Origin of the sequence: Mycobacterium decipiens, from assembly GCF_963853665.1 — a bacterium.
Lineage (GTDB): Bacteria > Actinomycetota > Actinomycetes > Mycobacteriales > Mycobacteriaceae > Mycobacterium > Mycobacterium decipiens.
Window position 1 is genome coordinate 4,856,534 of the sequence record NZ_OY970459.1, and the last position, 12,385, is coordinate 4,868,918.

Consider the following 12,385-nt stretch of genomic DNA (forward strand, 5'->3'; position numbering starts at 1 on the left):
AATGACCACCACAACAACTACCTCCGAGCGGGTTGAGCACGGCGACGGCGGGCCACTGAACCGCGACGAGCTTGCCGCGATCATCGCTCGCGACATCCCCGCGGGGTCCTACGTCAACCTCGGCATCGGAGCGCCCACCCGCATCGCCGACCACCTGTCGCCGCAGGCCGGCGTGATGCTGCACACCGAGAACGGCATGCTTGGCATGGGAGCGGCCGCCAACGGCAATGACGTCGATCCGGATCTGGTCAATGCCGGCAAGCTCCCGGTCACCGAGGCACCCGGGGCGTCCTATTTTCACCATGCCGATTCGTTCGCCATGATGCGCGGTGGTCACCTGGACATCTGCGTACTGGGTGCGTTCCAGGTCAGTCAGCACGGCGATCTGGCCAATTGGCACACCGGTGCGCCGGATGCGATTCCCGCCGTAGGAGGCGCGATGGATCTTGCGATCGGCGCCAAACGGGTGTACGTGATGATGAACCTGTTCACCAAGTTCGGAGCCGCCAAGCTGGTGCCGGCATGCACGCTGCCACTAACCGGGTTGCGTTGTGTCAGCCGCGTATACACCAACCATGCGGTGTTCGACATCGACCGCGACACCGGTGCGGTTCGGGTCCGAGAAACCTTCGGAATCACTATGGCCGATCTCGCCTCGCGGATGGCGGTTACCCTCTGCTAGCCCGAGTCAGATGGCCCGCCTCTGGTCAGCATCGCGCGACCGGCTAACGCGGCAAGCCCAGCAGGCGCTCGGCGGCTACCGTGAGCAGAATCTGCTCGGTGCCGCCGGCGATGGTGAGGCAGCGGGTGTTGAGGAAGTCGTGGACCGCGCCGTTCTCCACCAGACCACCGCCGTCGGACACGTCCATCATGTATTCGGCCAGGGCCTGCCGGTAGCGCACGCCAATGAGTTTGCGCACGCTGGACTGCGCACCCGGATCTCGGCCGCCCACCGCCAGCTGGGCGATGCGCTGATCCAGGAGGGAACCGGTAGCGGCGGTGACGATCAACGTCGCCAGCCGGTCCTGCGCGGCGGCGTCGAGTTCGAGTTGGGCCAATACGTTGAGCAGTTCTTCCATCGGGTTACCCAGCGCAGTCCCGGTGGCCATCGCGATCCGTTCATTGGCCAGGGTGGTGCGGGCCAGCCGCCAGCCATCGTTGACCGTGCCGACGACCAGCTCGTCGGGGACGAACACGTTGTCCAGGAAGACCTCGTTGAACAGCGCGGCGCCGGTGATCTCGCGCAGCGGCCGGATGTCGATGCCCGGTGCGGTCATGTCCACCAGAAAGTAGGTGATGCCCTTATGTTTTGGAGCGTCCGGATCGGTACGGGCCAGGCATACGCCCCACTTCGCCAGGTGTGCTTTGGATGTCCACACCTTCTGCCCGGTGAGCAGCCAGCCACCGTCGGCCCGCACCGCCTTGGTGCGCAACGCCGCCAGATCCGAGCCGGCTCCCGGCTCAGAAAACAGCTGACACCAAAGGAATTCACCACGCAGCGTGGCGGGCACAAAGCGCGCCACCTGTTCCGGCGTGCCGTGCTCGAGGATGGTCGGCGTCGCCCACCAGCCAATCACCAGGTCTGGCCGCACCACCCCAGCCGCTGCCATTTCCTGATCGATCAACAGCTGCTCGGCCGCCGAAGCGCCGCGCCCATACGGCGCCGGCCAGTGTGGCGCCAGCAACCCCGCCTCGGCCAGCGCCACCTGGCGCTTCTCCTCCGGCAGCGCCGCGACCTCGGCGACGGCGGCGGCGATCTCCGGTCGCAAGCCGACGTCGGATAGCCCCGAAAGGTCCAAGCCCAAGCGCCGGCGGACACCGGCCTGGGTCAGCGCCGCAACGCGGCGCAGCCAGCGCTCGGATCCACCCAGGAACCCTCCGATGCCGTGGGCCCGGCGCAGGTACAGATGCGCGTCGTGCTCCCAGGTGCAACCGATGCCGCCGAGCACCTGGATGCAGTCCTTGACGTTGGCCTTGGCCGCGGCGATGCCGATGCTGGCGGCCACCGCCGCGGCGATCGACAGTTGAGCGGCATCGGAATCCGCAGCGGCGCGCGCGGCATCGGCCGCAGCCACGTCGGCCTGCTCGGTGCGGCACAGCATCTCCGCGCACAGATGCTTGACGGCCTGAAAGCTGCCAATCGGCTTGCCGAACTGCTCCCGCACCTTGGCATAGCCGACCGCGGTGTCCAGCGCCCATCGGGTCACCCCGGCAGCCTCGGCTGCCAGCACGGTCGCCGTCAGGTCCTCGACCCGCTGACCCGACTCCCCCAGCGCTACGACCGGTGCTGAGGTCAGCACCACCCGAGCCAGCGGCACCGAAAAGTCGGTGGCGGGCAACGGCTCCACTCGAACCCCGTCGCGAAGGGTGTCGACCAGCAGCCAATTCCCGCCGGCCGGCAGCAACACGACGCCACCGGGTGCGCCGCCCAGCACAAGGCCCACGGTGCCCGACGCTCGCGCGGTTTCGGTGTCAACCTGCACACGTGCGTCGAGCGCCACCCCGGCGAAGCGTTCACCTGAAGCCAAGGCGCTGCGCAGTTCGGGATCGGGGACGATCAGGGTGGCCAACGCGGTGGTTGCGACCGGTCCCGGCACCAGCGCTCTGGCCGCCTCGGCGACCATCGCGCACAGGTCCTCGACGGTGCCGCCGGCCCCACCGCGGTCCTCCGCGACGGCGACGCCAAACAGGCCCAGGTCCGCCAGGCCGGCGAACACCGGCCGCCACGCATCGGCGTTTCTTTCCTCGACGCCAGTGTCCATCTCGCGGACCGCTGCGGTCGCGGCCGCGCCCGAGGCCGCGGTGCGGGCCCAGTCTCGCACCAACTCCCGGGCCGCGAACTGTTCGTCGGTGACGGTCGCTACCACCTGCAGACCTCCACGTCGTCAATTTCACATGACAAGGAACGATTCCTATCCACTAGAACGTGTTCTAATAGTGCTAGCGATCGACCGTCAAGTCCAATGCCATAACTCCAGCACACGTCGTCGTCCCGGCCGCCGGGAGGTGGGAAATTTACACACAGCATGCGTATCGTTTGCAAGCGAACCGCCCGGGAGAGGAGCTGCCCGCTACATGTCGCCAGCGAACACGAACACGGGCCGGGTTGCCGACACACCACCTCGCGAGGTCATGAAAGTGGCGGTACTTGCTGAGTCCGAGCTCGGATCGGAGGCGCAGCGGGAGCGCCGCAAGCGCATCTTGGACGCCACCATGGCAATCGCGTCCAAGGGCGGCTACGAGGCAGTTCAGATGCGCGCCGTGGCGGACCGGGCGGACGTCGCGGTTGGCACGTTGTACCGATACTTCCCGTCGAAGGTGCATCTGCTGGTGTCGGCGCTGGGCCGGGAGTTCAGCCGGATCGACGCGAAGACCGATCGTTCCGCGGTCGCCGGGGGCACCCCTTTCCAGCGGCTGAACTTCATGGTCGGCAAGCTCAACCGGGCGATGCAGCGCAATCCGCTGCTCACCGAGGCGATGACGCGCGCCTACGTGTTCGCCGACGCCTCGGCGGCCAGCGAGGTCGACCAGGTCGAGAAGCTCATCGATTCCATGTTCGCGCGCGCCATGGCCGACGGCGAACCGACCGAGGACCAATACCACATCGCGCGGGTGATCTCGGACGTGTGGTTGTCGAACCTGCTCGCGTGGCTTACCCGGCGGGCCTCGGCGACCGATGTCAGCAAGCGGCTAGACCTAGCTGTGCGGCTGCTGATCGGCGACTCCGAGGGAACCTAGGATCGCGCCGCCGATAGGATGGAGCGTCTCGGACGAGCCGGAAGGCGATGCCGGCCCGCCGATACGGGCTAACCGTGCTCTCCACGGTAATGCCCACGCTCTGCAAGGCTTGCAACAGCCGTTCGTGGCGAGTCGGGCACTTATCGGCAAGCGACGTCGGGGAAGATGGCACGCGGATGTGACCTCGGGTTCGGATGGTTGGTTTCGCAATCAAACCCAAGCCCGTTGGCCACATCCGCCACAGCAGCCACGCCGATCGCACGCCGGTAGATTTCCAGGTCACAGCGCCGTGCACCAAAGATCCAATGTCCCGGCGCGGGTGTCGAATTGGCGATGCCGGTAGCCGTTGCGGGAGTTCGTGCGCTCGCTGCTGCGCTGACCGTAGCCCGCCCCGCACAAGGCGTCGGCCTCAGCGCCCATCAAGGCATGGATAAACGTGGCCAACAGTTCGCGCAGTACATCGGGGTTGGGTGGTGGTGAGTCGCTCGGCCAGCAGTGCCGGCAGGTCGATATCGTGGGTGGCGGTCATCGCGTTGATTCCTTTGCTCGCGTGACTTTGGTCGGTCTCTCGAAGAATCACGCTATGACCCTCATCTACTCGGCTGCGACACGCCGGTCCTCAACTCACGGCCCGACTCGTACACCACCTTGGTGGACGCAACCCCCAACAGCCTCCGGGCGGGCGGGTGCCGTGTCGGCGGCGGCTCCGCGGAAGGGGCAGGTCGTAGTCATCGACGACGCCCAGGATAGGCGATGTGACTTGCATCGCATTCTTGCCGCCACCCAGCATGTCGGGACCCTGCCGGATGTATGTTTACTTAGGCAATGAATGTAACGTATTCGGCTTAGCTTTTATTCTCCCCTGAATACGGAACTTCGCTATTCCCTTTTTGAAAGGAACTCATCAGCATGGCAATCACAAGAAGATCAAAAGCTGTTGCTAGACTCGGTGCGATCGCGGTCGGCCTCGGGGCCGGTCTAGGACTGGCCACCACTGCTTCGGTGGCGCACGCCGATGGGCCAGCCGAACCCAATAACGACAACTTTGCGCAGGTCCCCGGGCCACCGCCCCTTGAGCCCAATATGGAAATTAACCCTGATTTTGTTGATGGTGGCGTCGAGAATGGTCCGCTGTTTCCTCCCGAGGTGTTAAATGACAATAACTTAAATGACAATAACAACGTCGCCGTTCCGCCCCCGGCGGCGGAGGTCCATGACCTTCGAGGCGATTATCCGGAGTTATTTGTGCCCGGGCCGAACGACATCCCTCCCTTTCAGGATGGCGCGCCCGGGCCGAACGATGGGGACAACTAATTGCGAGTCGGAGGTGATTTGAATCCGACTTCGGCTCTAGTTCAGTCGAAGTCGGTCCCGTAAAGGGCTGTTCCGACGGTAGTGGGTCGCACTGTCCCACTACCGTCGGAGACCTCAAGCGCTTAAAGCGGCTCTACCGACTTGATGGGGGTCTGGTGTGACCGATTCCGATCGTGTCGGTGACAGTGATCCGCTGGAAATTGTCTCTACGAAGTCGGCTCAGCTATGGGCGGCGCTGTGCCGGGCCTACCAGCTACTCGGTTTCGATACGGCCACCGGTGGCAATGGGGATCACCTACCCAAGGTCACTCCGATCAGCTGGTCGCACGAAGCTTCGAGGCTAGGTCGCACGGATATGCCGGATGTTATTCCGAACGATTATCCCAGCCGCACCAAGCGGTCGGCCTATCGTGTCCACGGCCAGGCCACCTGCGAGCGCCTGAGCTCCCCAACCGTCGACCATCGTGGTGAAGACCGCCTCGTCAGCTCGAAGCAGCCGGACGTCGTCGACCTTTAGATGTTCCCCGATTGGCAACGGTCTGGCTCGTTCTCCATTGGCTGCCCCTCCAAATGAGGCCTTCTTTGCGCATGGCGTACAACGGCGATCACCACCGAGATTGTCAGCAGGACAGTTGATGTCGCCACTACTGCGGTCGTCCGTGCGGTGCCGAAGCTCATTGCCCAGACGCCGAAGGCCGCGGCGGCGTAGAGCACCGACAGGTTCCAGGCCATCGCCACTGTGGTGAAACCGGGCGATGAACCTGCGATGAGTGTCTGCTGGTTTGTGTCGAAGGCGCCCGCGGCGAAGAACCAGACGGGAATTAGTGACAGGCTGAGCCACAACCACTGGCTGCAGAACACCGTCGCGACGGTGACACCGACGATGATGAGCCACGCCGGCAAGACGAGATGTTGGCTGCCGCTGCGCGCATGCACCCGATCCAGGATCCGGCCTGCAACCAGAGATCCAATGCACATACCGGCGCCGCTGAGCGCGCCGATGTAGCCGAGTTGTGCGACGTCGAGGTGGTATTTGTGAGCCAGTACGTCAAAAAGGTAGGTGAATGCGCCGAGGTTGGCAGCGTGGAAACCGAAGGTGATGACAAGTGTCCACCGGGTCGGGCCAGGGAGCCAGGCTCGAAATAGCTCGCGAAGCTGACCAGCGAGACCGAGCGCTGTCCGGCGTTGGGGTCGGGCGTGCCCCAAGATCTGGTACAGCGCGGGTACTGCTAGCGCGACCGCGACGGCCATCGCGCCGAAGGACCACCGCCACCCAAACTGGCTCGCGATGAGTCCGCCGATGGGCACGCCGAATACCTGGCCGGCAGCGAATCCTCCCATGCCAGCCCCGATCGCTGTGCTGCGCAGCGTGATCGGGGCTGTGTGGGCGATCCATGACCAAATCGCTGGTCCTGCGGATGAAACACCGAGTCCGGCCATTGCACGTGAGGCCAGGAGCCATCCAAAACCTGGTGACAGGGCTGCTATTACGTTACCGGCCGCAAATAGGGCCGCACCGCCAACGATCATCCACCGCGCGCCCAACCTCGGGTATGCCAGGCCCTGGAGGGGGCTGGCGACGGCTTGCACGGCGACATAGATGCTGACCAGGGCCGCGGCGGTGGTTGTGGCAACCCCGTACTCGTAGCTGAGGGTGGGTAGCAGTGGGGCGACCAGGTACATCTCGGCGCCGAACATGAATAGCAACGCGTAGAGCAGGCCGTATCGTCGGAGCAGTTCTGCTGTGCCTGAACGCGTTTCGGGGGCCGCAGCGTCAACGCTCATAGCGCCAGAACCGGGTCGTAGGTGCGCAGCCAGTCGTCGAAGTTCAGAGCGAGTTCAGCCTCCACATTGCTGATCAACGCACCGGGTGCGGTGGCGGGCTGCACCGCCCGCTGCAATGCACGCGGATCGAACAACTCGGTTAGGCGGCAATCTGGCTCTGCCAGTCGATCCGCGAGCTGACGGCTAGTCTCAGCCGAATAGTCGGGATCGGCGACCGATGGATAAGGCGACTTGCGGCGTGCGGCGACAGCACGCGGAATAATGTCGGATACCGCCTGGCGCAGCACGCTTTTTTCCTGTCCGTCCCCGGTTCGAAGGGACCATGCCAGCGGTGCGACGTATTCCACCAGCCTGTGGTCGCAGAACGGCACCCGAAGCTCTATTCCGGCAGCCATGCTCAGCCTGTCCTTTCGATCCAACAGTGTCGGCAGGAATCGGCTCAGACCGAGGTAGGTGAGTTCACGCATTCGTTGCTCTTGAGGGCCGCCGCCTGTGGGGGTCAGTTCGGCGAGCGCGGTGCGGTATTGGTCAGCGACGTAGTCGTCGAGCTGCAGCTTGGCGCGCAGTTCAGGCCGAAACGATGTGGCGATTCGGTGGTGGAGGCGGCCGTGGGCGGGACTGTCGGACATCCAGGGAAAAGTGTCGGCCATGACCGCGTCGTCGCGGTGGAACCACAGGTAGCCGCCGAAGACTTCATCGGCCGATTCCCCGGACAGTGCGACCGTCGAGTGCTCCTTGATGGTGGCGCACATTAGGTACAGACTCATGTCAAGATCGCCGATCCCAAGTGGCAGGTCGCGCGATCGGACGCAGGCGCTGCGGGTGTCGCGGTTAGCCAGAGTCGCCCCGTCAAGGATGATACTGCGGTGGTTGGAGCCGATGAATTGGGCTGCGGCGCTGGCATATTCGGAATCGACGTTGGGGTTGACCTGCGAGTTGTGGACTGGTGCCGAGAAGTCGATGGAGACCGACCGTATAGGTGCACCATGGCGGCGGGCGTTGGCAAGTGCGGTGATGGCGGTTGAGTCGAGTCCGCCAGAGAGCAGTGTGCACAACGGCACGTCGGCAACCAGCTGTCGTTGCACGGTGTCGTCCAAAATTGTTCGAACGGTGTGGGCTGCCTCGGCCAGACTGGTTGTGCGAGGTGGGCAGGTCAGTGCCTCGTCGAGGGTCCAGTATCGCCGGCGGACAAGTCCGCGGGCCGAGAAGGTGGCGATTTCACCGGGCCGTACCTCATCGATGTCGCTGTAGGGCGAACGACCGGGAATTTTGAGCAGTGGAAGCATCAGAGCGACGATGCCTTCCTCGTCGACTTCGGGGCGGCGGGCATCGTGCGTCAGGATCGCCTTGGGTTCGGATCCGAAAACCAGCGACGATTCCGTATGGCGGAAGTAGAGGGGCTTGACGCCGAGTCGGTCCCGTACCAGAGTCAGGGTGCGCTCACGACTGTCCCACACGCCAAACGCGTACATGCCGTTGATCCTGCTGACCGCGGCCGGACCCCACTCGGCCCAGGCCTTGAGGAGCACTTCGGTATCGCTTGATGTGGTGAAGCTGTGACCGCGTTCAACCAGGGCGACCCGCAATTCGCGATAGTTGTACACCTCGCCGCTGTAGGTGAGGACCAGATCGACATTGCCGGTGCTGGGATGGTTATGGGTCATGGGTTGGGCGCCACCGTCTGGGTCGATGATTGCCAGTCGGCGATGACCGAGTCCAGCGATGTCGCATCGCCAGATGCCGGCGCCGTTCGGTCCGCGCGGGGCCATGGTGTCCGTCATCCGTGTCAGCACGGTGTCGGCGGTTGGCCCCAGGCCGTGGTAGTCAACCCATCCAGTGATACCGCACATCGATTTTTTCCCTTTCAGGTGTGACGTCAGCGGATTCGCACGCGATAGTCGGTGAGCCATGTGTTGAGGTTGAGCAGAAAGCTCAGCCCCGCTGTGGTCGACGATGCAGCGCGTGGGCTCGGCAGCGCCCTATCCATGCCGAATCGTTCCGCGACGGTGCGATGGTCAACGAGATCGAACACCGGTGCCTGGGGCGCGGCGAGTAAATCGCGCACACGGACCTGCAGCGCGTGCAGGTAATTCGGGTCGGGGTTGGGCGGGAAACCGCTCTTACGCCGCCGCAGCACCTCGTCGGGGAGCAGGTCGGCGACGGCGAGACGAAGCAGCCCCTTTTCCTGGCTGCCCGCAGTCTTGATGTGCCACGGCACATTCCACACGTACTCGATCAACCGGTGGTCACAGAATGGGACGCGCACCTCCAGTCCGGTTGCCATGCTGATCCGATCCTTGCGGTCAAGCAACGCGCCCAGCCAGCGAGTTAGCGCCAGATAGGAGATTCGCCGCGAGACGACGTCCTCGGAGCTTTCGCCGTCCAGCTGAGGGGTACTGCGCACGGCTTCGTCGTACCGTGCTTTGACATAGTCATCTGGAGCGACCACGTCGCGGATCTCGCTGCGCAGCAGTACCGATGGGCCTGTCTTGCCGGCCAGCCAGGGGAACCCGTCGAATTCACGCGCGGTCGGTGAAGTGAAATAGGGGTATCCACCGAATATTTCATCTGCCGACTCACCAGACAACGCGACGGAAGAGAAGCTTTTCACTTGGTCGAACAGGAGGTACAGCGACACATCCATTTCGCCCCAGCCGGGTAGGTCGCGTGCGCGCAGCACCTTTTCGTCGTGGGCAAGGATGTCGGCGGGTTCGACGACCACCGTGGTGTGTTGAGTGCCGAGGTGAGCACTGACGGCAGCGGCATAGGGTTCGTCGCGGGTGGGATGCCAGGTTGTGCTGCGGAAGGATTCAGATGAGCCCGGGAAGTCGACTGAGTAGCTGGCGATCTTGCCGTGTCCGTGTTCGCGACGAATGCGGCTTGCGATGGCTGTGATTGCGCTCGAATCCAGCCCACCTGAGAGCAAGGCGCCGACCGAAACATCGGCGACCAATTGTCGCTGCACGATATCGATGAGCAAATCGCGCACGTGAGCGACGGTGGCGCGGGTGTCATCACGATGATCTACTGCGGTAAGGCTCCAGTACGCGGTGCTCCGCAATCCGGCGCGGTCAATGGTGAGCACGTGGCCGGGTTTGACCTGATTTAGCCCGCAGAACACGCCGTGGCCGGGCGTCGGCGCAGTCGCAACCGCGAAAACTTCAGCCAACCCGGAGGCGTCGAGCTCAGGAACGAAGATCGGATTGGCCAGCACCGCTTTGGGTTCCGATCCGAAGATCAATCCGCTGCCGTAGTAGTGATAGTACAGCGGTTTGATACCGAGGCGGTCGCGCACAAGCACCAGCCGTTGTGCTGCGTCGTCCCATATCGCGAAGGCGAACATGCCGTTGAGATGCTCGGCGACTGCCGGACCCCACCGCTTGTATCCTTCGAGGATGACCTCGGTGTCCGAGCGGGTGCGGAACGTGTGCCCGGCGCCAATCAGTTCCGCACGCAGTTCGCCGAAGTTATACACCTCGCCGCTGTAGGTGATGATCGCTTGGGAGTCGGTGGTGGCCATAGGTTGGACTCCACCTTCGAGATCGATAATGGACAGTCTGCGGTGGCCGAGGAAGGCGTGGGCAGCCGTCCACGTGCCAGCCGCGTCGGGTCCCCTGAGGCGCATGGTGTCGGTCATAGCGGTCGTTGTGGCGATCTCGGTGGTTAAGTCACGCTCCCAGTCCACCCATCCGGTGATGCCGCACATCGCGGGCTCCTTTCGGTGATGGAGTCAGCGCTGATGTGTCGGGTCAGGCGTGCGCAGCGTCCAACGGCAGCCTCGGGCCGCCTCGCTTGTCAGCTGATATGAGCTGTCATAGCCTTTGGCCGCGAAATTCGCGGCGGTGGCTTTCGTGCAGTATTCACAGGGCGAAGCCAGAGTGATCGGCACCCCTTGCGCTCGGGCCTGTTCACGGTATTGCCAGATGCCGCATCGAATGACGGTGATGACGGTCTCCTCGGCGGCCTGATCAACGTCGGTATGGGAGTCGTAGTTGGCGAGTTGGCGCACGAAACGATCAGCGACCGAGCGTCGGCAGGTGGAACCTGTGGTCGTCGTTGCGTACACGTACGCGTTGGACCGTGCCCAATCAGCCATACGGTCGTGCCCGAAGTGCGCCACGATAAACTGCTCCATCAGTGCTTGGGCACGGAAAAATACGCGTTTCCAGGCTTCTTCACCCATAGCGAGAGAAGCGTCGGGCAGCCCCTCGAAGATTCTGCTTTTGACTTGGATCCATTCGTCGATGAGCCCAGGCGCGTTTTCATCGACGAAAAAGCGGGTCATCCCCGACTCCGCCTCGAAGAATCGGCGTTGCCATAACCGGGCGCGGGCCGCCACATCGTCAGAAACAGCGCCGTCGAATACGTCAGTAACAGCAACCTCGCGCGCCATCGTCATTGTCCGACCGGATCGGCCTCGTACAACGCTAGACGAGAAACCACTCATTTTGTTACATCCCCCCAGTAAAGATTTGAGCCATTCATTAATAACGGCGACGGCGGTGCCGCTCAAAAAATAGAGTCGATCGAGGAAGCAATCGTGCGATGGCTTTGTTGTTGATTTGAGACAGGAATTATCAATACCCGTCTCAGATCATCCTCCGCAGGGTGCGCCCACTTTCACGCCGCCTCGCCGAGGGCTCATCCACGGGATCTGATCATTCGCTCACAGACTTGAAGCCAACAACACCTCGGAGATGACCAGCGGCATTTGCGGACATTCCGTTGTCCAGGTGCGCTGCCTCCCGCGTTTCCCGTGCGGTCGTCGCGTGACCGACGGACGAGGCGGGTCGGCGCCGGCCCTCGGCCGCGAATTGGCGCGGGAAGCAACCCCCTTGGTGATATCAAGCCCGTAGGCCATGTCACTAAACCTTCCTGTCGCTCGCCGCGGTGACGGTACCACCGGGTTTGGTCGCCTGTTGAATGGTCAGTGTTCCGGCGTGTTGAGTGGTCCTAGTTGCGGCGTGTTGATAACAGCAGCGTGCACGCGGCCCGTGCTGACCAGCCGTGCGCGAGCGCGTGGTCGATCAGATTCAATACCCCGGCCCTGACTGTTGGCCGGCATTCAGGATGAGCATGGTGGCGGCATTGGCGGTGAGGCTGTGGGGGCGGTGGTGTTCAGGGTGTCGCGGTGATGTTCACTCTGCGGCGACTTCGGCGATGGCTGTGCGAGTGGAGGATTCGTCGACGACGGCCTGGTTGGCGGCGAACGCGGCGACGAGGGCTTGTAGTACGAGGTTGTTGACCGCGCGGGGGTAGCCACGGCTGGTTTGGTGGATTATCCCGACGGCGTCGTCGGAGAACAGCGTGTCGTCGCGGCCAACCAGTTTGAGGTGGTGGTGCAGATTGGTATCAGTCTCCTTGTCGGTCATGGGCGTCATCGTGTAGCGCAGCCCGATGCGTTGATCGGGCGCGGCGCGGACACCGAGTTTCATTTGCCGCACCGCAGGGTTGGTTGGCCGACAAGCAGGCAGGCGAACGGGCTCGACGAATCGAGATCATGGTTGGTGAGCAAGCGGATGGCCGACTACGGCATGCGCGTAACGCG

The 12,385-nt window shown here is 63.5% G+C and carries 9 protein-coding genes and 2 pseudogenes; 4 read left to right on the forward strand and 7 right to left on the reverse strand.

The window, feature by feature from the left end; translation table 11 throughout:
* Position 1: 1 nt before the first annotated feature.
* Positions 2 to 682 carry a 3-oxoacid CoA-transferase subunit B gene (locus AADZ55_RS21350; protein WP_085325295.1) on the forward strand — a complete coding sequence of 227 codons (681 nt, stop codon included), beginning with the start codon at positions 2 to 4 and terminating at the stop codon, positions 680 to 682.
* Between the two features lie 43 nt (positions 683 to 725).
* Here AADZ55_RS21350 and AADZ55_RS21355 read toward each other — a convergent pair whose 3' ends face one another.
* Positions 726 to 2,867: an acyl-CoA dehydrogenase gene (locus tag AADZ55_RS21355; RefSeq protein WP_085325294.1), complete on the reverse strand. Its 2,142-nt coding sequence runs from the start codon at positions 2,865 to 2,867 to the stop codon at positions 726 to 728.
* Between the two features lie 271 nt (positions 2,868 to 3,138).
* On the opposite strand from AADZ55_RS21355, the gene kstR reads away from it, so the two are divergent.
* Positions 3,139 to 3,738: a cholesterol catabolism transcriptional regulator KstR gene (gene kstR / locus AADZ55_RS21360; RefSeq protein WP_085325333.1), complete on the forward strand. Its 600-nt coding sequence runs from the start codon at positions 3,139 to 3,141 to the stop codon at positions 3,736 to 3,738.
* Between the two features lie 297 nt (positions 3,739 to 4,035).
* Here the strand turns inward: kstR and AADZ55_RS21365 are convergent.
* Positions 4,036 to 4,267: pseudogene (locus tag AADZ55_RS21365) on the reverse strand (transposase); the annotation flags it as partial.
* A gap of 380 nt (positions 4,268 to 4,647) precedes the next feature.
* Here AADZ55_RS21365 and AADZ55_RS21370 point away from each other — a divergent pair.
* Positions 4,648 to 5,052 carry a hypothetical protein gene (locus AADZ55_RS21370; protein ID WP_133056421.1) on the forward strand — a complete coding sequence of 135 codons (405 nt, stop codon included), beginning with the start codon at positions 4,648 to 4,650 and terminating at the stop codon, positions 5,050 to 5,052.
* Positions 5,053 to 5,209: 157 nt separating this feature from the next.
* Complete coding sequence (locus tag AADZ55_RS21375) at positions 5,210 to 5,569, forward strand: hypothetical protein (protein WP_085325293.1); 360 nt, start codon at positions 5,210 to 5,212, stop codon at positions 5,567 to 5,569.
* Here the strand turns inward: AADZ55_RS21375 and AADZ55_RS21380 are convergent.
* From AADZ55_RS21380 to AADZ55_RS21400, 5 genes and pseudogenes are all read right to left on the reverse strand, one after another.
* The gene (locus tag AADZ55_RS21380; protein ID WP_085325292.1) at positions 5,566 to 6,837 is read right to left on the reverse strand and encodes an MFS transporter; all 1,272 of its coding nucleotides are present in this window, start codon (positions 6,835 to 6,837) and stop codon (positions 5,566 to 5,568) included. The two genes, AADZ55_RS21375 and AADZ55_RS21380, sit on opposite strands and share 4 nt — an antisense overlap.
* Positions 6,834 to 8,687, reverse strand: coding sequence for an asparagine synthase (glutamine-hydrolyzing) (gene asnB, locus AADZ55_RS21385; protein WP_085325291.1), 1,854 nt, complete (start codon positions 8,685 to 8,687; stop codon positions 6,834 to 6,836). The genes AADZ55_RS21380 and asnB (AADZ55_RS21385) overlap by 4 nt, the downstream gene beginning before the upstream one ends.
* Positions 8,688 to 8,713: 26 nt before the next feature.
* On the reverse strand, positions 8,714 to 10,543 hold the full coding sequence (gene asnB / locus AADZ55_RS21390) for an asparagine synthase (glutamine-hydrolyzing) (protein ID WP_085325290.1): 1,830 nt from the start codon (positions 10,541 to 10,543) through the stop codon (positions 8,714 to 8,716).
* A gap of 24 nt (positions 10,544 to 10,567) precedes the next feature.
* Positions 10,568 to 11,236: a hypothetical protein gene (locus AADZ55_RS21395; protein ID WP_085325289.1), complete on the reverse strand. Its 669-nt coding sequence runs from the start codon at positions 11,234 to 11,236 to the stop codon at positions 10,568 to 10,570.
* 739 nt (positions 11,237 to 11,975) lie between these two features.
* Positions 11,976 to 12,361: pseudogene (locus tag AADZ55_RS21400) on the reverse strand (AAA family ATPase); the annotation flags it as partial.
* Positions 12,362 to 12,385: the final 24 nt, after the last annotated feature.